The organism is Nitrospina sp. 32_T5 (genome assembly GCF_052156635.1).
Lineage (GTDB): Bacteria > Nitrospinota > Nitrospinia > Nitrospinales > Nitrospinaceae > Nitrospina.
Genome location: NZ_JBQKUO010000001.1, coordinates 341,934 through 362,186 on the forward strand (window position 1 = coordinate 341,934; position 20,253 = coordinate 362,186).

Sequence of the window (20,253 nt, forward strand, 5' to 3'; positions counted from 1 at the left end):
CACTAGCCGGAAGTTGTCACCAGATCGCGGTTAACGGGGTGATTCAGCGGGAATGCTCCAAGTCCTCCGAGTAAATTGATGATACCTGTCCGACCGGCCTTCTGCAACAGGCTGCAGGCGATGGTGGACCGATACCCCCCGGCGCAATGCACCAGTGTGTCTCCGTCGCGCGGCACCTCATCCATCCGTTCCTGCAACGTGTTCAACGGCACGTTGAGGGCGTCCCGGATATGGCCTTCGTTGTATTCCGTGGGCGACCGCACATCCAGGACCCGCACCTTCTGACCTTGCTCTTTGGCACGGTCCCAGTCCTCCAGGGTCCACCCGGGCGTGCTTTCCACCAGGTCCGATCGACCCGCAAGAGCCTTCATGCCGTCTTTTAAAAATCCGGATACCCGGTCGAAGCCGATGCGGCCCAGGCGCATTTCGGATTCGTATTCGGTTCCCGGTTCGGTGATGAGCACAATGGGGATGTCCGGTTTCAACACGATGCCCGCCCAGGTGGCGAACTTGCCGCCCAGTCCCACCTGCACCGAACCTTTCAGATGGGCGGCGTTGAATTCCGTTTCCGGCCGCGTGTCCAAAATCTGGGCGCCCTCTTTTTGCAAAGCCAGAAGTTCATCCAGCGTCAATTCCTTCATCCCGGTTTCGAGGGAACGGTCGAGCGTGAGCCTCTCCTGGCGGTTCAGTTGCGCATCGTAAGGAAAGTAATCCGGAGCGGTGGGAAGTTTTTCCGTCATCATGTGAATGAACGCCTCGCGGTCCATGGGTTGCAGAGCGTAGTTGAACCGCTTCTGGTCGCCGATGGTGCTCACCGTTTCGTCACTCAGGTTCTTGCCGCATAGCGACCCCGCCCCGTGCGCCGGGTACACCAGCGTTTCGTCCGGCAATTTCATGAGTTTGCCGCGCAGGGAGTCGTACATCATCGACGCCAGTTCTTCGGCGGTGATACCGACGGACGCCATGAGGTCCGGCCGGCCTACATCGCCGATGAACAACGTGTCGCCGGTCAATACCATCTGCGGCTTGTCTTTATTTTCCTTCAGATCATAAACGAGGAGGCTGATGCCTTCCGGCGTGTGGCCGGGGGTTTCCATGGATTCCAGCCGCACGTCCCCCATCTCCAGACGGGTGCCGTCCGATTCCGGGACGAATTCGTATTCCGCATCGCCCCGGGCCCCGAGGTGGATCGAAGCGCCGCAACGGTCGCGCAACTCCAGGTGCCCGGCCACGAAGTCGGCGTGGAAATGCGTGAGGTACACATGACGGAGGGTGAGGTTCATCGCACGCGCGTCTTCGATGTACTGCTCGACGTCGCGCTGGGGATCGACCACCACGGCGGTGCATGTGGACTCATCCGCGATGAGGTATGAAGCGTGAGCCAGGCAACCGAGGTAGTATTGCTTGAAGATCATGACCGATTCCCTTCCAAACAAAGCGAAGTTTCCAAATCCCCGTCGTGCTCACTTCTCCGGCTCGCGGAAGGTGCGGATGAACTGGATCACCCACCAGCCCTCGTCCTTGGAGATCACCGTCCCCACCCGAATCGGCATGCCGGTGCCGGGACTTCCATTCTCCAGCACCCACATCAGCTCGCCGTCGGTGCGCAGGTCCTGCCATTGGGCGTTTGTGAAGTCACGTGGCTGGTGGCCCGGCAGTTTCACGCCTTTGCCGTTATTGCTGTGGCAGGTGACGCACTGGCCCTTGCCGAAATAAATCTCCGCGCCCTTGTCCACGTACTCCTGCCGCGAGCGGAAGGGACTCTCCATTTCCTGGATGCGCTCCAGTTCCTCTTCCGGCACGCGGGGTGCGTAGATACTGGGATGAAATGCGGCGGCTTCCTGCCATAACAGGGCCGAAACCACAAAACCGATACCGAAGCCAACAAGGCCCTGTGTTTTCATAATTCTCTGGCTTGTACGGACGGCACCTCTACAGCCGGACCCGGTGACCGGTCAGGAGCCGCAGAAGCTGTCCGTCCTTCAAAAACGTTCAAATGGAAATGAAACCGGAATCATTCCCCGATTTTACCATGCAGCATTTCCCAGTGCCCGACGGACTGGGCGATGCCCACGGAGCCGTCCGGGATCGGCGCGTCTTTGGGCCACAGGTGAAAAATAATTCCATCGGTTTTGGAAACATGCTCCACCAGGTTCTTCACCGTTTCCTCGTCCGTCGGATAGTTCACCTGCACCCGCCCGGTTTCTATTTCCTGCTTGTGGTCATGCCAGTTGGCCTTGTGGGACCACTCCGGAATCACCTTGCGGGCGAGGTCCTTGGAAACCATGTACTCCACTTCCGTCATGCGAGCGTTGGGCTCTGTGCTTTCGAACAGGATGCACTGGATGATCTGGTCGTTGATCGGTTTGCAGTAATGATGAAAGGGTCCCACCACTTCGCCGTCCATGACGTGAGGTGCGGTGACGTGGATGGTGTAGCCATCCAGCGGACTGGCGGGTTTGTTGTCACCCGCCGTGGCACAGGCGGCGGTGGAGATGGTGAGCACAAAAATCATTGCCAGAACTTTGATTGGTTTCATGGACTGCCTCCTGAAAGGAAGGTTGGGGCCCCGATTTCCATATGGCCTGAAATGACTCAGTGTTATTCCTAGTTTACCGAAGCGGCGAAACGGAATACAAGGTGAGAAATCAGTCCTAAAGTGGGAAAGGGGGGGCTTTTAGATCAGTCGCTTGATTATTTGGAAGGAAAATGGGTTCCGTGTCTGGAGGAAACCAGAAAAAGAACGGCAATCCTGCGGCCGGGGCCGAATCAGGGGAGCGGGCCGCGCACAGGACGGAGGAAGGCGTCGGGTCCGTTGATCTTGTCCTGGTAATCCTCACCGCCCCGGTCTTTATAGGACACCACGATGGCCTTGCCGCCGCGTTCCTGGCTGGTCCACGTGCCCCAGCCCGCGCCATCGGGAAAGATGGGATCGATGAAAATCTTGTCGCCGTCCTTGTCGGTGTTTCGTTTTCTGCGGTTGTAAAGCGTTTTCGCCTCTTCCGGGGTGGGCATGCGCCAGTCCTCGTACCCGGCGAAGCTCTTGTTGTTCATGCGCTGGACAAATTCCATGGCCGTGTACCAGTTCACCCACCCGCGCTGGGTCTGCCAGTAGTCGCGCTTCATCCACATGAGGCGGGTTTCGGTGTCGAGCACCGTGCCGTCGCCCATATCCCAGAAGCGCTGGTCGGCGGACTTGGCGACAGGTTCGCGCTGAGGTTTGTCTGCGGCGGCCACGCTTCCAGTCAGGAGCAGGCCCGCCAGCAGGGTGACGGTGAAAACAGTTATCCAGTTGCGGCCATGCATCGGGTTCCTCCGGGTGGGCGTTGCAGGTCTCGTGGGTCCGGTTTGATTCAAAAATCGCCTAGAGTGTACAATTCCCGCCCCCTCAAAGTAAACGGGGAAATGGCCTTGAACCCCCTCAGGCCTTGAAGTAGAATCGTCTCCATCAACCACCTACGGAGGTGCGCATGACCCCGTCCACCCGGCGCCATCCGGCATTCCGGCACCTGATCGCTGCCATTCTGATGGGAGCCCTCTTCGCTACCGGCCCCATTTGGGCCAAACCCCAGGACCAGGAACGCTGGAACAAGAAATACGAAGTCGATGCCTTCCTGTTCGGCAAGCAACCGGTTCCCTTCCTCAAAAACAACGTGGGCCTCCTGCCGAAGGGCAAGGCACTGGACATCGCCATGGGCGAGGGCCGGAACGGCGTGTTCCTCGCCACGCAGGGATTTGATGTGGAGGGGTGGGACATCTCCCCGGTCGGGCTGGAAAAAGCGCGCCACCTCGCCAAAGAGCACAACGTCTCCATCCAGACGGAGGTGGTCGACCTGGAATCCGCCGAGCTTCCCAAAAACGAATACGACGTCATCCTGATGATGTACTACATGCAACGCAACCTGTTCCCGCAGATCAAGGAAGCGCTCAAGCCCGGCGGCATGGCGGTGATCGAAACCTACAACGTCGATTACCTGAAGTACCAGGATTTCCGCCCGCAGTGGGCGCTCCAGACCAACGAACTTCTCGAAGCGTTCAAGGACTTCAAAATCATCCGCTACCAGGCGTATGACGATGGCAAGGAAGCGTACTCCAGCATCATCGCGCAAAAACCGATGGAGTGATGCGACCGCCGAGCTTCCGTCCTCCTCGACGGTCCATCCTTCCCATTCCGCACCGATGCCCCAACCTGTGAGGCGCCCCTGAACCCGATCGCAAAAACGTTCATCACGCTGGCCAACGCCTTTCCCCTGTGGGTGGTGGCGGGAGCGGCGCTGGCCTTGTGGAAACCGGAAACCGCCACCTGGTTCCAGCCGCACTGGATCCCGTTTTTCCTGGGCATCATCATGCTGAGCATGGGGCTCACGCTGACCTGGAAGGATTTTCGCCGCGTGCTGGAGTTTCCGCGCCCGGTCCTGATGGGCGTCGGTTTGCAGTTCGGCCTCATGCCGTTGCTGGGATTCGCCATCGCTCGCGCGTTTGCCCTGCCGCTCGATTACATGATCGGCCTCATCCTCGTTGCATGTTCGCCCGGCGGCACCGCCTCCAACGTGGTCGTGTTCATCGCCCGGCTGAACGTGGCACTGTCGGTCACGCTCACCACCTGCTCCACCCTGCTCGCCGTTCTCATGACTCCCGTGCTCACCACGTGGCTGGTGGAGATGCTGGCGCGCGACCTCACCGGCGCGGTCATCCAGGTGGACACGCTGGGGCTTCTGCTCGATACGTTCCAGGTGGTGATCCTGCCGGTGGCGGCAGGCGTTGCCATCAACCATTTCTTTCACCGCCAGGTGGAACACATCACCCCGTACACCCCGCTCCTTGCGGTGCTGTCCATCGTGTTCATTGTCGATTACATCCTCGCCGCCAAGCGCACCGAGCTTCTGGAAAGCGGAGGCACGCTGCTTTCTGCGGTGGTCACCCTGCACGCGCTGGGGTTTGTTACGGCATACGCGCTGGCGAGGTGGATCGGCGGCGATGAAACCAACGCGCGCACGGTTTCGGTGGAGGTGGGGATGCAGAACTCCGGCCTGGCAACAGAACTGGCACGGAGCAATTTTGCCCTGTACGGGCTGGCCACAGTACCGGGGGCTTTGTCCGCCCTCACCCACTGCATCCTGGGCAGCGTGGCCGCCGGGCTCTCACGGCTGGTACCGCACAGCCCCGGCAAACCGCAAATCCGGAAACAGGGGGCTTAATTCCATACCCTGTCTGTGGTATGATTTTGCAATCCAATCGGGTTGTTTTTCGATTCAGAAAGGAGACATTTTGGCTACCTTCAACGTTCTAATTGTAGCGGAATTCAATGGCATTGCCGAAGAAGCCGAGAAGGAAGTGTTCCTTCGCCTGGAAGAAGCCTGCTTCGAGCGCATCCCCACCCTGAGTCACGCGTGGGAAATCAAACTGGACGCCCCGGACGAAGCAGAAGCCAAGAACGACGCCATCGAAAAGTTCGTCAACGTGTGCCGGACCAACCCCTTCGAATTGCGCATTGTGGTGCAAAGCGGAACGGGGCTGGTGATCCGAAGAAAAAAACAATTCGAACCCTGAACCGATTCATTTTTCCGGGAGGCTTTTTCCCCAGGCCGATTGAAATTCCCAATCCCACGGTTGCCCGTGCCGGTTTTTAGCCGGTGCGGTTGAACTTCCCGCTCAAGGACCCAGTTCCTTTAAAGACCGCATGCAAGCCCCCCTCCTGACAGGAGGGCGCATCATGAACATCATCCTGAACAGTTATTGCAACCTGAAGTGCAATTACTGTTTTGCCGACGAGTACATGGAAGAGACCGTGCGGACGCCCGGCAAGTCCATGGATTTTGATTACTTCATCGATGAGATGCTGCCGCGCATCCGCAACGCCGCGGTCATCAACTTCATGGGCGGCGAGCCCACCCTGCATCCACGCTTCGCCGATATTTTCTCCCGCACCCTGAGGGCGATGCCCCGTTTCACCCACCTCGGCCTGTTCACCAACGGGCTGATGCCACAGCCGGTCCTGGAACTCCTGGAGTCCGCACTCAGTGTGCACGGCAGCATCAAACAACAGATCTCGACTTTCGTCCTGCTGAACTGGCAGACGCGGGACAACATCTCGGATACCAACCACCATCGTTGTGGCGAGGTGGCACGCCACCTTCTGCGCCGGAACGGCTTCGGCGTGACCTTCAGCATCAACCTCTATTCAAGGGATCAGGACCTGGATACGCAATGCGGGGAGATCGACGCCATCTATCAGGAATTGGGCCTGCCCCGCAATCAGAAGTACCGCATCCGTGTCAGCCCGGCGTTTCCCATTGTCGGGGAGATCGACAACACCTACCTGCCCATCCGCGACTATCCCAGGGTGGGACGACACATGCTCGAGTTACTCAAAAAATACCCGCAGATGTGTTTCCGGTTCGACTGTTCGTTTCCGCCCTGTTTTCTCGACGACCTGCAAGGCGGCGAGGAGCACCTGGTACAACGGTTTTATTACCACGGCTTCAAGCAGGTTCCGGAACTGGAGGAATGGAAAACGCACCAGTTCTATTTCGGCTGTGCGGATGGAAGCCCGATGGACATCGACGCGAAAGGCGACTGCTTCAACTGCTTTCCCTTCCACAACCTGAAGCTGGGAAACGTGGATGAGTTCAAAGAGGTCAATCCCATCGCCGAGGCGCGCATGGGATCGAAGTTCCTGTCCCACGTGTTCGATCACACCAGCGTGAAGGAACCCTGCCGATCCTGTCCGCATTACATGGTGCGGTGTTCCAGCGGCTGTTTCGCCTACAACTTCATTTGATTGGATACCGTGGAAGGAAGCGTCACAGGGCGGAGCCGGTGAACTCGGTGGAGCGCTCGGAGCCAAACTCGTTGCTGATGATGATGAGGTGGTGCCCCTGCCCGGTTTTCACGGGACCGTAAAGCTCACCGCGGTTGATGAGCATCTTCCTCACCGCGTCCCGGATGAGGTCTTCCAGGTCCCGGTTCTCGAGGACGGGATCGGGAGCTTTTTTGCGCGGGTCGTCCTCGGCAAGGACGATCCAGCCCAGGTTGCCACCGTCTTCCTTGCTCGGGCACAGGCTGTACTTTTCCGCCAGCCGCATGAGCATCTTCACGCGGCCCGCAGCGTTTTTGACTTCATTGATGGTGGACTTCAACAATTCCGCCACTTCGGGCTTGTCCACCACAATATGTCGAACCTGAATCTGGTGAGAAAACCCTACCATCGCAACCCCCAAAAAACTTGTCAAAAATAATAATCCATCGAATCCCGCATTCGGGATTTCGGTTGCCTGCTGAATGGCCCCTATACTAAATTATCTGACCTGAAATTTCCAGAAGGGGAACCATGACCGACTCCAATCCAAAACTGATCCTCGCCTCACAATCGCCCCGGCGCATCGACCTGCTCCGCCGGATGGAGCTGAAGTTCGAAATCATTCCCGCTTCCGTGGACGAAGTGACCGACCCCACCCTGCCGCCGGAGGAAAACGTAAAAGCGCTGGCATACCAGAAAGCCGAGCACGTGGCGCGCACGCATCCCGGAAGTTTCGTGCTCGGTGCGGACACGATTGTGGTGCTGGAGGACCGGCTCCTCGGAAAACCGCAAAACGTGAAAGACGCCGAAGCGATGTTGAATGAACTGAGCGGACGCGCACACCGGGTGATCACCGGCGTCGCGCTGATCGATCCCGAAGGCGTGCACTCGGGCCACGCCGAGGTGTCCACCGTGCTTATCAAAAAGTTGGACCTTGAGACGATCCGCCGTTACATCGAAGGTGGCGAACCCATGGACAAGGCCGGGGCGTACGCCATCCAGGGGGTAGGTGCAGAGCTGGTCGAAAGCTGGTCCGGTTCGTGGACCAACATAGTCGGACTCCCGGTGGAAGCGGTTTCGCGGCTCTTGAAACAGGCGGGATTCCCGCATTGCCCCAACACCGAAAACATAGAAACCCTGTGAGGAAACCCGTGTCCTTTCCTTTGCAGGCAAGCCCGCTTTTCCGCACAGAAAGCGGGCGTCAAACCATAACCCCAAACGGACATATAAAAATAAAGCGCTTGACAAAAATGCAAATATGTAAATTTAAATAAACAGTTTTTGGTAAAAAATTCTTGCAGAGTTTTACTTTTTGGACATATCATTTAGTCCTGATCCACAAATACGGGACACTTAGGTGAGTCGGTATCCAAATGTTTACAAGCCAGGATTCGATGAAAATTCACGGGCATTGCAACCGTTGCAAAGCGCCGATCTTCCTGAACCAGTGCACGGACTGGTACGGCAATACGGTGCTTTCGCTCAATTGCTGGAACGGCCATTACAAGTGGATTGAGATCGAGGATATCGACAAGGAATTCAAGATCGAGCCGGAAAAAAACCTGGTTACCTACATCGGCTTCTTCGACGCTCCATGAACCGAAAACGGTTTGCCCTTCTTCCCACTTCCCTGTTTCTGTTTCTGACCCTCGCTTTTCCGCAGGTGAACTCCATCCACGCCGAAACTCCGCCCGAGGCACCGGAAGGCATGGTGTACGTTCCCGAAGGTTACTTTGCAATGGGGGTCAATTCCGGCAACGCCTCTGAAGAGGGTCCGCAACACCACGTGTACACTTCCGCATACTTCATTGATCGCCATGAGGTGAGCAATGCCGAATACATGAAATTCGTCAAGGATACGGGCCACCCCAAGCCGCTTTTCTGGGAAGACGAACGCTTCAACCGGCCGAACCATCCGGTGGTCGGCGTCAGCTGGTTCGACGCCATGGCCTACGCCCGCTGGAAAGGGCGCCGCCTGCCGACGGAAGCGGAATGGGAGAAGGCCGCACGCGGCAACGACACCCGGCTCTATCCCTGGGGCGACAAGTGGGCCAAGGGATTCGTTTTATACTTTGTCAATGTGTTTGGCGTGGAAGACAAGTACCGACACACCGCCCCGGTGGATGCCTATCCCGCGGGCATCAGTCCCTTCGGCGTATTCAACATGGCCGGAAACGTGTGGGAATGGTGTCTGGACTGGTACGACGACGATTACTACCGCAAGAGTCCGGAACTGAATCCGGAAGGGCCGGAACCGACCAAGATGAAAGTAGTGCGCGGGGGATCGTGGATCAATACCATTGACGGTGCACGCCTGGTCAGGAGGGGACGCAATTTCCCCAACACCAAAAACATGATATATGGTTTTCGCACCGTCCTGCCCGTTCAGTAATCCGTATGGGCAGCAACGGTTCCCTCCGGGAACAATTCGGTTGACATCCCCCAAACCGCGCAGTAAGTTTTTTACATTCACAATACAGGTTTGCAATCAATTCAATCAAGTGCATGCGGGGTTTTTCATGATTTCAGGAAAACGGTTTCAGTTAATCTTTCCGGCCGTGGCCGCCGTCCTCTGGTTTGCCACGGGTTCGGTTCCAGCTCATTCTCATTCCGGACACGATCACGGTGACGGGCTCAATATCTCCCTCCCCGATGTTTTGGCCCAGGTGGACGGAAAGGAAATTCCCAAAAGCACCATCATGCCCACGCTGGTTAAAAACGTCGAACGGTACAAGGAACGAGGCATGGCGCTTTCTCCCCAACAACAGAAAGTGGCCGCGAAAAAACTGCTCGAAGAGGAAATCCATCGCAGCCTGCTTCTGGAAAAAGCCAAAGCCATCGGTGTTTCCATTTCGGACAAGCAGGTTGATGAGAAAGTCGCTTCCATCAAAAGCACCTTCAAAAGCGAAGATCTGTTCAAGAAACAACTCAAACTCCGCAACCTGACGATGGAGCAGTACCGCTCCAAACTTCACGACGACCTGTTAATGGATGCGGTCATTGAAAAGGAGTTGAGCGGAAAAATCACAATTCCGGAAAACGCCATCCAGGAGTACTTTCAAAAGAACAAAGACAACCTGACCAAACCGGAAAAACGGAAGGCCAGCGTCATTCTCATTAAGGTCGACCCCAAAACCGGCTCGGCTGGAGCGTTGAAAGCGCGCAAGAAACTGGAGGACATCGTCAAGCAGTTGCAAAACGGAAAAGAATTCGAAACGATGGCCAAAACCCATTCCGAGGATTCCCTCGCCAGCCGCGGAGGCGACCTGGGATGGTTCACCCGGAACAGTCATATGTTCGCCCCATTCCGCGAACAGGCGTTCAAACTGGGCAAAGGCGAAATCAGCGGCATCTTTAAAACCGCGCACGGCTTGCAGATTTTAAAGGTCACCGACGTCGAAAAAGGATTCCAGGCAACCGTTGAAAACAGCCGCGAAACCATAAGGAAAATTTTACTGGAGCAGGAATTGAAAAAGCGGACGCGGCCCTACCTGGAAGCTTTGAAACAGGACGCCAACGTTAAAATTTATTTCTGAAAATTGCGGGGCCGGACGGCCCCGTTTCTCTTTGGAAGGAAACCCGCCGGAGGAAGACCTCCCGCGGGTTATTTTTTGCTCTTTTTTTCTTTCTTTGCCTTGCCGCCATCAATCTGGCTGAGCTTGCGTTTCACGATTTTTCCGGGATCCTTGTCAAAATCCACCTTCAGGTATACGGTGGTCTCGTGCACCTTGTGAACCACGGCGTCTTTCTTTTTTCCGGCAAAATCGAATTTGATCTTGTCTCCAACCTTCATGCAACCTCCTTGGGCTTTATCGCCCCTCGTCGGGTTCCTGCAAACAGACTTTCAAAAAAAGAAAAAGACTAGTGGAATTGCCGGAGGCTGTCAATTCTTTAATCGATTGGCCATCCAGAACCGTGGAAACCACTCTGAACTCTGGTACACTTTGCGGGACCGGAGGGATTGAACCCCGGTCTCGCCGTCTTCAATCCATGTGAATCGCCGATGACCCTTCCAGCCTACGCCCAGGTGGTTTTCAATCTGCCTCTCCCGGACGCGTTCACCTACCGCATCCCCCCCGCACTGCAGGACCGGGTGCAGGTTGGCATGCGCGTGCTGGCGCCGTTCGGCCCTCGAAAGATCACCGGGTACATCGTGGGACTGGCGGACACGTGCGAACCATCCTTGAAACTCAAGGACCTCGAGGACGCACCGGACACCCAACCGGTCATTTCACAGGAAATGCTTGCACTCACCCGCTGGCTCGCAGACCGCTACCACGCAAGCTGGGGTGAGTCCATTCGCGCCGCCCTGCCCGCCGGACTCGACGATGAAGAACATGAGTTGTTTTCGTTATCGCCGGAAGGGGAAATCGCCTTGCAGGGCAAATCGGTTTCGGCTTCGGGGCTCGCGATCCTGCAGCTCATCCAGAAACGCAAACAGCTTTCCCGAAAACAGATCCGTCACGCGCTCAGGAAAAACTACAAGTCGCACACGCTGGCCACGCTCAAGCTGGAAGGCCTGCTTCTCACCGAAACCCGGTTGCGGAAAAGTTCCGTCCCTTACAAAACCGAAACGGTAGCGAGTCTGACAGACAACGTGGCCAAACACGCGGAGGCGGAAACCCTTCTCGCCCGCAGTCCGAAACAGAAAGAACTGTACGCTCTTCTTGGAAATGGTGAACTCACGCTTACCGAGTTGTCCAAACGGTTTCCCAGACATGCCGGGCCGCTCCGCGAGCTGCGCAAAAAAGGTCTGGCTGAAACGCGCCGCGTCGAGGTTCCACGATACGGTGGAGAGGAGGTCGATCTTTCCACCGAAGGGCTGGACGGTCCGTTGAAGTTCACCCCGGACCAGGAACAGATGTACGGCGCATTGAAAGATGCGATCGAGACCCAGGTTGCCCACACGTTTCTGCTGCAGGGCGTAACGGGTAGCGGCAAGACGGAAATTTACATACGGTGCATCCAGCAGGCGCTCGATGCCGGGCGCACCGCGATCATGATGGTGCCGGAAATTTCGTTGACGCCGCAGACGGTATTCCTGTTCCGCCGCCGCTTCGGGGAAAACGTCGCCATCCTGCACAGTGGCCTGTCGCCGGTGGAGCGTTACCTCGAGTGGGAGAAAATCCGGAGGGGCGAAGTGGGCATCGCCATCGGTGCGCGCTCCGCGGTGTTCGCCCCCTTGAACAACCTGGGCATCATCATCATCGACGAGGAGCACGACGGCTCGTACAAGCAGGACTCGACCCCGCGTTACCACGCGCGGGAAACCGCCATCGCACGAGCACAAAATGCGGGCGCCGTGGTGGTGCTGGGCTCCGCCACTCCCTCCCTCGAATCGCGCCACAAGGCCGCAAGCGGGGAATACCATTACCTGACGTTGCCGAAACGGATCGGCACGCGGCTCATGCCGACGGTTCGCCTGGTGGACATGAGGAAGGAGCGCGACGAACGCAGGAACTATTCCATTTTTTCGCTGGAACTCAAGAAAGCCATCCTCGAGCGCATGGACCTGGGCGAGCAGGTGTTTCTGTTTCTCAACCGGCGCGGCACGGCCAACTACGTCGTCTGCCGCAAATGCGGGTTTGTTTTTGAATGCCCGCATTGCAGTGTGTCCCTCACCTTTCACAGCCGGACAAAAATCCTGCTCTGCCACTACTGCAACCTGACCCGCGTGATGCCGGACCACTGCGTCGAGTGCGGCGGCGAGGTGATCCGCTTCAGTGGTTTCGGCACGCAAAAGCTGGAAGAAGAAACGCGATCCCTGTTCCCCGCCGCACGGACGGCGCGACTCGACCGCGATACCACCCGAACACGTTCGGCGTTCGAGGCCATGTACCGCGACATGCGGGAAGGCCGCATCGACATCCTCATCGGCACGCAGATGATCACCAAGGGACACGACTTCCCCGGTGTGACGCTGGTCGGCGTGGTGTACGCCGACCTGTCCCTGCACATACCGGATTTCCGTTCCTGCGAGCGAACGTTTCAACTGCTGACGCAGGTGGCGGGGCGCGCCGGACGCGGAACGGTTCCGGGCCGCGTCGTCATCCAGGCGCACAACCCGGATCACTACGTGTACGATTACGTCGCGTCGCATGACTACGACGGCTTTTACCAAAAGGAACTCACTTTAAGGCAACGCCTGCACTACCCGCCGTATTCCCGACTGGCGTCGCTTCTCATCGAGCATCCCAGCGAGAAAGACGGCGAAGCGTACACCGACCGCCTGCAGGCCGAGTTCGCACCACTGGTGCGTGGCGCGGAGGGAGTGGAACTGCTTGGGCCCGCCCGCGCCGCCCTGTACCGTTTGCACGACCTTTTCCGCTGGCACTTCATTTTCCGCGCGCGGGATGCGGAGGTTTTGCAAAGCGTCCTGCACAAAGTAAAACGACTCGACGCCGTTGCCAAACCGCCGGGCACGCAGTGCAAGGTCACGCTCGATGTCGATCCCGTCAATATGCTTTAAGTTTCGTTCAACCCTGTGGTACCCTTTACCTCCTTATTGACCCGATTCAAGGTCCCCATGCTCCGAAAAATGTACGATTGGGTTCTGCAATGGTCATCGACCAAGCACGCCGTGCCGGCACTGGCGGTGCTATCCTTTGCCGAATCCTCGTTCTTCCCGATTCCGCCGGACGTCCTGCTGATTGCCATGGTGGTGGCGGTGCCCACAAAATGGTTTTCTTTCGCGCTGGTGTGTTCCATCGCTTCGGTGCTCGGGGGGATGTTCGGTTACCTGCTGGGCTGGCAGTTCATGGACCTGGTGGGCAACCGCATCGTGGAGTTCTATCATTTCCAGGAGCAATTCGATAAAATAGGAGGCTGGTACCAGGAATACAATGCGTGGGCCGTGGCTGCGGCGGGGTTCACTCCCCTGCCCTACAAGGTGTTCACGCTGGCCGCCGGGGCGTTTCAGATCAACTTTCCGGTGTTCGTCGGCGCGTCGTTCGCCAGCCGCGCGGCGCGTTTCTTTATCGTGGCGGCGCTTCTCTACAAGTTCGGTCCGCCCATCAAGGTATTCATCGAGCGGTATTTCAACGTGCTCAGCATCGTGTTTTTCGTGCTCCTGGTGCTGGGATTCGTTCTGCTGAAATACGTTTTCTGACGGAGGTTGTATGGACGAGCATGTGGTGGTTTACGTCACCGCAGGTTCGGAAGACGAAGCCGAAAAACTGGCGAACGGTCTGGTGACGGAAAAGCTCGCCTTCTGCGTGAACGTGATTCCTTCCATCAAATCGTACTATTACTGGGACGGCAAAATGAACGTGGACCCGGAAGTGCTGATGATCATCAAGACGCGCCGCGACCGCTTCGACGATCTCGAAAAATGGGTGTGCGCCAACCACAGCTACGACGTGCCGGAAGTCATCGCCCTGCCCATCGTCAAAGGATTGAAACCCTACCTGCAGGGCATCGACGACTGGGTGCCTAAAAAATAAAAAGGTAATACTGTCATGAGCAACATCCACATTCCCAAAGGCTGGGAGATGCCGGAAGGCGAACTCACGCCGGAGTCGATCTACATGAACCGGCGCGAGGTGTTGAAGGCCATGGGCGTGGTGTCCCTATATGCCGCAGGCGCGCTCCCCGCGTGCTCGCCGCCGCAGGAGGTGATCGACGCGCATCCGGAGATCAACCTCACCGATCTCGAAAAAACCGTGTACCCGGCCAACCGCATCACCAGGTACAAACTCGACCGCCGCCTGACATCGGAAACCATCGCCGCGTCGTACAACAATTTTTATGAGTTCAGCGAGGTGAAGGAAGACGTCGACCACCACGCGCAACGCCTGCAGACGCGTCCCTGGCAGGTGGAGGTGACCGGGCTCGTCAACAAGCCGAAGACCTACGACTTCGACGACTTTTTGAAAAAGTTCATCCTGGAAGAACGATTTTACCGTCTCCGCTGCGTGGAGGCGTGGGCGATGGCTGTGCCGTGGACGGGGTTTCCGTTGAAAGCCCTGCTGGATGAAGTGGAGCCGCAATCCGGCGCGACGCATGTGCGTTTCGAGTCGTTTCACAAACCGTTCCTGGCGCAGGGACAGTTTGCCTTCTGGCAGCCGTGGCCCTACTCGGAAGCGCTCACCATGAAAGAAGCGATGAATGAATTGACGATCCTCGCCACCGGCATCTACGGTCACCCTCTGCCGAAACAGCATGGCGCACCCATTCGCCTGGTGGTACCGTGGAAATACGGCTTCAAGAGCATCAAGTCGATCCAGCGGATCGAAGTGGTCGATTACGAACCGTCCACATTCTGGAATACCCTGCAACCGCTGGAGTACGGGTGGGAAGCCAACGTCGATCCCAATGTGCCGCACCCGCGCTGGCCGCAGACGAAAGAAGAGATGATCGGCACCAAGGAAGTGCGGCTCACAAAGAAGTACAACGGATACGGCGATTTTGTCGCCTCGCTCTACACTTGAATTTCACGCCTCACTCCACATCCCGCACACAGCGGAAACCGATGTGGTCGAACCGGCCTGCTGCCAGCTCGTAATTGCGCCGCGTGGCGCGAAGGGTCTGTTCGAGATCGCGCCACGATCCACCGCGGATGGAGCGGTACTTGCTGTCGAACGGACCTTGCGGATCGCGTTTCGGGCTTTCCGTGTAATACGTGTCCGAATAATTGTCGAGAACCCACTCCCACACGTTGCCCGCTGTGTCGTACAGGCCGTAGGGATTCGGTTTCTTCTCTCCCACCGGGTGGGTGGTCTTGCCGGAGTTGTCCCAGTACCAGGCGTGGTCGCCGTCGATGGCATCGCCCCAGTAATAAATTGTCGCGGTTCCGGCGCGCGCCGCCTTTTCCCATTCCGCTTCCGTAGGCAGGCGCTTGCCGACCTGCCTGCAGTAGTCGCGCGCCTCGTACCAGGTGACCTGCTCCACGGGACGGTCTGGCGATTCGAAGTTCGACGGATTGTCATCCATCACCGCCTCGAACTGCAACTGCGTCACCTCATGCTGGTCGATGTAAAATGCCGAGAGGTGCACCGTATGCGGCGGCTCGTCCTCCGCCTTGCCGGAACCCATGACGAACTCGCCTTCCGGAATGAGCACCATCGACGGATCGTCGAACTCTGCCAGGGCCATTCCCGCAAAGCAAAACCACGCACTCAGTACCAGGAGAAAACGCGTTGCCGTTTTCATGATTCATTTGCGCCGAAAGAGTTGGATGAAGTTGGCGACGAAACCGGAGATGGCGGCACCGGATCCCGCGGCGATGATGAGGATGTCGCGGTCGCCGGTCCGGTAGCCGATGAACGTCCCGATCAGCACGCCGACACAGATGGTGACCAGGTAGAAACGTCCGCCCAGCCAGCCGATGAAACCGCCGATGATCGAACCCAGGACCCCCGCCACCACCGCCAGCATGGGACTGTGCACCACCACGCCGATGAGGACTCCGGTCAGCCCCAGCAGAAAAACGCCGACATAAATGTTGTTGTTCCGTTTCATCATGTGTGCCTAACATAATACAGGAAGCGCACCCGATGGTCCGCCCATTTTCTTACAGGTCCGATGCTACGATTCCTTGTCCTGCCATTTTTGATTTTGCTTGCCCTGCCCCTGTCCCTTTCGGCATTTGTCGCCACCGGTCTGGACGCACCGGCAGGAGTCGCCGTCGATCCCCGAAGCGGCCACATCTTCATCGCCAACATGGGTGGCCGGGCGGACCTGAAAGACGACAACGGGTTCATCACCCGCCTCGACGCCGACGGCAACATGATCGTTCCACGTTTTCTCGTTTCCGGCCGGAATGCCGTCACCCTGCACGCACCCAAAGGACTGACCATGATGAACGGCGTGCTGTACACAGCCGACCTCGATACGGTGCGCGGCTTCGACCTCGCCACGGGAAAAACCCGGAGCACCATCGATCTGTCCGGCCTGGGCGTGCGGTCTCTCACCGGTCTCACCGCCGGAGAGGAAGGGATTCTATATGCAACCGACACCCCCGGCAACGCGATTTACCGCATCGACACCACCGCAGGCCACACCGTGTCCCGGCTGGCAAAGGGTCCGCGCCTGGACGGTCCCGCCGGACTCGCCTACGATCCGCGTCACCAGGTTTTGATCGTCGCCACCCGCAACACAGGCCGGCTTTTAAGCGTACGTGGCGACGGCACGGTCCATCAGCTTCTGGGCAAATCGTTCGGCAGTTTGTACGGGGTGGTGTTCGACAGGGAATACAACCTGATTGTAACAGACGCGCAACAGGGGCGGGTTTACCGGATAAGGAATTACAGCGAGGTGGAGGTGCTGAAGGAAAACGTGCTGAGTCCTGCGGGGATAGAGTACGACTTGGGTCATCACCGGGCGGTGGTGACGTCGCTGAAAGGCAATGCGGTTTTCACCCTGCCGCTGGACCGCTGACGGGTCCGGCGACAGGGTGAACGCATTCTTTGTTGCTCAATGACCGTCCTGCAGGGCAGCGTAAACCGCGTCCAGACTGCTCTTCGCGTCGCCAAACAGCATGCGCGTGTTTTCCTTGAAGAACAGGGGATTCTGCACACCTGCGTACCCGGTTGCCATGCTGCGTTTGAGCACGATGGTGTACTTGCCTTTCCAGCATTCCATGACCGGCATGCCGGCGATGGGGCTGTTCGGGTCGTCCTGCGCGGAGGGGTTGACGATGTCATTGGCGCCGACGATGATCGACACGTCCACGTCCGGAAAATCGTCGTTGATCTCGTCCATTTCGTAAACGATGTCGTACGGCACCTGCGCCTCCGCGAGCAGAACGTTCATGTGACCCGGCATACGACCCGCCACGGGGTGGATTCCGAACCGCACGTTGATTTTCTTGTCGCGGAGTTTCTTGGTGATTTCGCGCACGATGTGCTGTGCCTGCGCCACCGCCATGCCATAGCCCGGGATGATCATGACCTCTTTCGATTCCTTGAGCAGCTCGGCCACTTCCGGCGCTTCCAGAGCCTGGATTTCTCCCTGCTCTCCGGCGGCAGCCGCAGGCGCACCTGTGGTGGTGCCAAATCCGCCGGCAATGACCGACAGGAACTTGCGGTTCATGGCGCGGCACATGATGTAACTCAGGATGGCGCCACTGCTTCCCACCAGCGCTCCGGTGACGATCAGCAGGTCGTTGCTCAGCATGAAACCGGTGGCGGAAGCCGCCCAGCCGGAATAACTGTTGAGCATCGACACGACGACCGGCATGTCGGCGCCACCGATGGCCATGACCATGTGGATGCCGAACAAAAGAGCGATGCCGGTCATGATCAACAACGGTGTCAAACCCCCACCCGCAGCCGACTGATCGACAAACATTTTGCCGAGCACGATGGTGGCGATCAACAGGCCGAGGTTGAACAGATGCCGTCCGGGGATCAGCATGGGGTTGCCGGTGATCTTGCCGCACAGCTTGCCCCAGGCAATGACCGATCCGGAAAACGTGACCGCACCGATGAGGATGCCCAGATAGGTTTCGACATCATGGATGGTCAGCTCGACCCCCTCGAAATGCACGTTCGGGTCCATGAAGTTGGCGTAGCCGACCAGCACCGCCGCCATACCGACGAGGCTGTGCAGGATGGCCACCAGCTCCGGCATCTCCGTCATCTGCACGCGCTTGGCGAGGATGATGCCGATGGTGCCGCCGATCAGCAACCCGCCGACCAGCAGGGCCATGTTGGCGGTGACCCCGGCGATGGTCACGATTAAAGCCAGCGTCATGCCGAGGATGCCGTAGATGTTGCCGCGCCTGGCGGTTTCCTGATGGCTCAGGCCGCCCAGCGCCAGAATGAACAGAATGGTCGCCCCGATATAAGAGGCGGTTACGATACCTTGACTCATCTTTTCGCCTCCTATTTACGGAACATTTCCAGCATGCGGCGTGTTACGGCAAATCCGCCTGCTATGTTGATGGATGTGATCAGGACCGCCGCGGCGGCAAGCCACATGATCAGGTTTTCGCCCGAACTGATCTGCAGCAGGGCGCCGATGACGATGATACTGCTGATGGCGTTGGTGACGCTCATCAGCGGCGTGTGGAGTGCCGGGGTCACGTTCCAGATGACCATGTAACCGACGAAACACGCCAGTACAAACACGGTGAAGTGCGCCATGAACGAAGCCGGCGCCACCGCGCCCAGCCCGAGCAGCATCAGGCCGCCGATGACAAAAGTCATGATCATGCCCGTAGCGGAAGGTTCGGCCTCTTCCTTCTTCACCACAGGAGGAGCTGCTTCCTCCTTCGGTTTGGGCGGCGCCGCCGAGAGTTTCGGTGCGGGCGGCGGCCAGGTGATCTCGCCGTCCTTCACCACGGTGACACCGCGGATGACCTCGTCCTCCATATCGATGTTGAGGTTGCCGTCCTTCTCCTTACACATGTCGGAGAGCAGGTGCCGCAGGTTGGTGCCGTACAACTGGCTGGCCTGCGTGGCCAGACGGCTCGGCAGATCCAGGTAGCCGATGATGGAGACGCCGCTCACGTTGGCCACCTTGCCCGGCTCGGTCAGCTCGCAGTTGCCGCCCTGCTCGGCGGCGAGGTCCACGATGACACTGCCGTTTTTCATCAGCTTCACCGTGTCAGAGACGATCAGTTTCGGAGCCGGCTTGCCCGGAATCAGCGCGGTGGTGATGATGATGTCCACCTCCTTCGCCTGTTCCGCAAACAGTTCCATTTCCTTCCTGATGAACTCCTCACTCATCACTTTGGCATAGCCGCCTTCGCCGGAACCCTCTTCCTCGAAGTCGAGCATCAGGAACTCCGCGTCCATACTCTCGACCTGCTCCTTGACCTCGGGGCGGGTGTCGAACGAGCGCACGATGGCGCCCATGCTCTTGGCTGCGCCAATAGCGGAAAGGCCCGCCACGCCGGCACCGATGACCAGCACCTTGGCCGGAGGGATTTTACCCGCCGCGGTGATCTGCCCGGTGAAGAACCGGCCGAACAACTGCGCCGCCTCCACCACCGCGCGGTATCCCGCGATGTTGGCCATGGAGCTCAAGGCATCGAGCTTCTGGGCACGGCTGATGCGCGGAACGCTGTCCATCGCCATCACCGTGACTTTTTTAGCGGCCAGCCGTTTCAATAACTCCTGGTTTTGCGCAGGCCAGATGAAAGATATGAGCACCTGGCCCTCGTGCGTCAAATCCACTTCATCCACCTTCAGATCCGGATGGTGCTCCGGTCCGCGTACTTTCAATATGATATCGCTTTGATCCCAAACAGCCCTGGGACCATCCAGCACGGTGGCCCCGGCCTCTTTGTACGCTTCATCGGAAAACTTAGCTTCGGCACCGGCACCGGACTCAATCGCGACTTCAAACCCGAGCTTCAACAGCTGAACCACCACCTCAGGGGTTGTGGCCACCCGCCTCTCGCCGGGATGAACTTCTTTGGGAATGCCAATTTTCATCGCCAATTGTTCCTTTATTTATAATTGGTTCTCAGAAATGCCCACGAATGATAACCAAAACAGAGGTCTTGT

General features: G+C 58.0%; 23 protein-coding genes. 13 read left to right on the forward strand and 10 right to left on the reverse strand.

Annotation, left to right across the window (positions count from 1 at the left end; all coding sequences use genetic code 11):
- Positions 1-2 precede the first annotated feature (2 nt).
- From ACTRW9_RS01520 to ACTRW9_RS01535, 4 genes are all read right to left on the reverse strand, one after another.
- Positions 3-1,415, reverse strand: a complete 1,413-nt coding sequence (locus ACTRW9_RS01520) for an MBL fold metallo-hydrolase (protein ID WP_442428038.1) — start codon at positions 1,413-1,415, stop codon at positions 3-5.
- Between the two features lie 48 nt (positions 1,416-1,463).
- Positions 1,464-1,904 (reverse strand): c-type cytochrome, encoded by a 441-nt coding sequence (locus ACTRW9_RS01525; protein WP_442428039.1) that lies wholly within the window; start codon positions 1,902-1,904, stop codon positions 1,464-1,466.
- A gap of 110 nt (positions 1,905-2,014) precedes the next feature.
- Positions 2,015-2,539, reverse strand: coding sequence for a DUF1264 domain-containing protein (locus ACTRW9_RS01530; protein ID WP_442428040.1), 525 nt, complete (start codon positions 2,537-2,539; stop codon positions 2,015-2,017).
- A gap of 230 nt (positions 2,540-2,769) precedes the next feature.
- Positions 2,770-3,306 carry a DUF1566 domain-containing protein gene (locus ACTRW9_RS01535; RefSeq protein WP_442426635.1) on the reverse strand — a complete coding sequence of 179 codons (537 nt, stop codon included), beginning with the start codon at positions 3,304-3,306 and terminating at the stop codon, positions 2,770-2,772.
- Positions 3,307-3,470: 164 nt separating this feature from the next.
- Here ACTRW9_RS01535 and ACTRW9_RS01540 point away from each other — a divergent pair, with 164 nt between their 5' ends.
- The 4 genes from ACTRW9_RS01540 (at position 3,471) to ACTRW9_RS01555 (ending at position 6,781) form a co-directional block, all read left to right on the forward strand.
- The gene (locus ACTRW9_RS01540) at positions 3,471-4,124 is read left to right on the forward strand and encodes a class I SAM-dependent methyltransferase (protein ID WP_442426636.1); all 654 of its coding nucleotides are present in this window, start codon (positions 3,471-3,473) and stop codon (positions 4,122-4,124) included.
- Positions 4,125-4,250: 126 nt separating this feature from the next.
- Positions 4,251-5,198, forward strand: a complete 948-nt coding sequence (locus ACTRW9_RS01545) for a bile acid:sodium symporter family protein (protein WP_442428486.1) — start codon at positions 4,251-4,253, stop codon at positions 5,196-5,198.
- 70 nt (positions 5,199-5,268) lie between these two features.
- Positions 5,269-5,550, forward strand: a complete 282-nt coding sequence (locus ACTRW9_RS01550; protein WP_442426637.1) for a hypothetical protein — start codon at positions 5,269-5,271, stop codon at positions 5,548-5,550.
- A gap of 163 nt (positions 5,551-5,713) precedes the next feature.
- Complete coding sequence (locus ACTRW9_RS01555; RefSeq protein ID WP_442428041.1) at positions 5,714-6,781, forward strand: radical SAM protein; 1,068 nt, start codon at positions 5,714-5,716, stop codon at positions 6,779-6,781.
- Between the two features lie 22 nt (positions 6,782-6,803).
- Here the strand turns inward: ACTRW9_RS01555 and ACTRW9_RS01560 are convergent, their stop codons facing one another.
- Complete coding sequence (locus ACTRW9_RS01560; RefSeq protein ID WP_442428042.1) at positions 6,804-7,208, reverse strand: peptidylprolyl isomerase; 405 nt, start codon at positions 7,206-7,208, stop codon at positions 6,804-6,806.
- Positions 7,209-7,330: 122 nt separating this feature from the next.
- Between ACTRW9_RS01560 and ACTRW9_RS01565 the strand changes: the two genes are divergently transcribed.
- The 4 genes from ACTRW9_RS01565 to ACTRW9_RS01580 all read left to right on the forward strand — a co-directional run bounded on the left by ACTRW9_RS01565 (position 7,331) and on the right by ACTRW9_RS01580 (position 10,335).
- Complete coding sequence (locus ACTRW9_RS01565) at positions 7,331-7,942, forward strand: Maf family protein (protein ID WP_442428043.1); 612 nt, start codon at positions 7,331-7,333, stop codon at positions 7,940-7,942.
- 230 nt (positions 7,943-8,172) lie between these two features.
- Positions 8,173-8,397, forward strand: coding sequence for a hypothetical protein (locus ACTRW9_RS01570; protein ID WP_442428044.1), 225 nt, complete (start codon positions 8,173-8,175; stop codon positions 8,395-8,397).
- A complete protein-coding gene (locus ACTRW9_RS01575) occupies positions 8,394-9,191 on the forward strand; it encodes a formylglycine-generating enzyme family protein (protein WP_442426641.1) in 798 nt (265 codons plus the stop codon). Before ACTRW9_RS01570 ends, ACTRW9_RS01575 begins: the two co-directional genes overlap by 4 nt.
- A gap of 127 nt (positions 9,192-9,318) precedes the next feature.
- Positions 9,319-10,335 (forward strand): peptidylprolyl isomerase, encoded by a 1,017-nt coding sequence (locus ACTRW9_RS01580; protein WP_442426642.1) that lies wholly within the window; start codon positions 9,319-9,321, stop codon positions 10,333-10,335.
- A gap of 68 nt (positions 10,336-10,403) precedes the next feature.
- On the opposite strand, the gene ACTRW9_RS01585 is transcribed toward ACTRW9_RS01580, so the two are convergent.
- Positions 10,404-10,592, reverse strand: a complete 189-nt coding sequence (locus ACTRW9_RS01585) for a hypothetical protein (RefSeq protein WP_442428045.1) — start codon at positions 10,590-10,592, stop codon at positions 10,404-10,406.
- A gap of 210 nt (positions 10,593-10,802) precedes the next feature.
- Between ACTRW9_RS01585 and priA the strand changes: the two genes are divergently transcribed.
- The 4 genes from priA to msrP are packed head-to-tail and all read left to right on the forward strand — an operon-like array spanning position 10,803 to position 15,228.
- On the forward strand, positions 10,803-13,268 hold the full coding sequence (priA, locus tag ACTRW9_RS01590; RefSeq protein WP_442428046.1) for a primosomal protein N': 2,466 nt from the start codon (positions 10,803-10,805) through the stop codon (positions 13,266-13,268).
- A 57-nt stretch (positions 13,269-13,325) separates the two neighbouring features.
- A complete protein-coding gene (locus ACTRW9_RS01595) occupies positions 13,326-13,907 on the forward strand; it encodes a YqaA family protein (RefSeq protein WP_442426644.1) in 582 nt (193 codons plus the stop codon).
- A 10-nt stretch (positions 13,908-13,917) separates the two neighbouring features.
- Positions 13,918-14,241 (forward strand): divalent-cation tolerance protein CutA, encoded by a 324-nt coding sequence (cutA, locus tag ACTRW9_RS01600; RefSeq protein ID WP_442428047.1) that lies wholly within the window; start codon positions 13,918-13,920, stop codon positions 14,239-14,241.
- 15 nt (positions 14,242-14,256) lie between these two features.
- A complete protein-coding gene (msrP, locus tag ACTRW9_RS01605) occupies positions 14,257-15,228 on the forward strand; it encodes a protein-methionine-sulfoxide reductase catalytic subunit MsrP (RefSeq protein ID WP_442428048.1) in 972 nt (323 codons plus the stop codon).
- Between the two features lie 10 nt (positions 15,229-15,238).
- Here msrP and ACTRW9_RS01610 read toward each other — a convergent pair whose 3' ends face one another.
- Positions 15,239-15,949 carry a formylglycine-generating enzyme family protein gene (locus tag ACTRW9_RS01610; RefSeq protein WP_442428049.1) on the reverse strand — a complete coding sequence of 237 codons (711 nt, stop codon included), beginning with the start codon at positions 15,947-15,949 and terminating at the stop codon, positions 15,239-15,241.
- Between the two features lie 3 nt (positions 15,950-15,952).
- Positions 15,953-16,261 (reverse strand): hypothetical protein, encoded by a 309-nt coding sequence (locus ACTRW9_RS01615; protein WP_442426648.1) that lies wholly within the window; start codon positions 16,259-16,261, stop codon positions 15,953-15,955.
- Positions 16,262-16,321: 60 nt separating this feature from the next.
- Between ACTRW9_RS01615 and ACTRW9_RS01620 the strand changes: the two genes are divergently transcribed.
- Entirely contained in the window at positions 16,322-17,176 is an 855-nt protein-coding gene (locus ACTRW9_RS01620) for a hypothetical protein (RefSeq protein WP_442428050.1), read from the forward strand.
- 36 nt (positions 17,177-17,212) lie between these two features.
- Here ACTRW9_RS01620 and pntB read toward each other — a convergent pair whose 3' ends face one another.
- Positions 17,213-18,613, reverse strand: a complete 1,401-nt coding sequence (gene pntB / locus ACTRW9_RS01625) for a Re/Si-specific NAD(P)(+) transhydrogenase subunit beta (RefSeq protein WP_442426650.1) — start codon at positions 18,611-18,613, stop codon at positions 17,213-17,215.
- Positions 18,614-18,624: 11 nt separating this feature from the next.
- A complete protein-coding gene (locus ACTRW9_RS01630) occupies positions 18,625-20,181 on the reverse strand; it encodes a Re/Si-specific NAD(P)(+) transhydrogenase subunit alpha (RefSeq protein WP_442426651.1) in 1,557 nt (518 codons plus the stop codon).
- Positions 20,182-20,253: the final 72 nt, after the last annotated feature.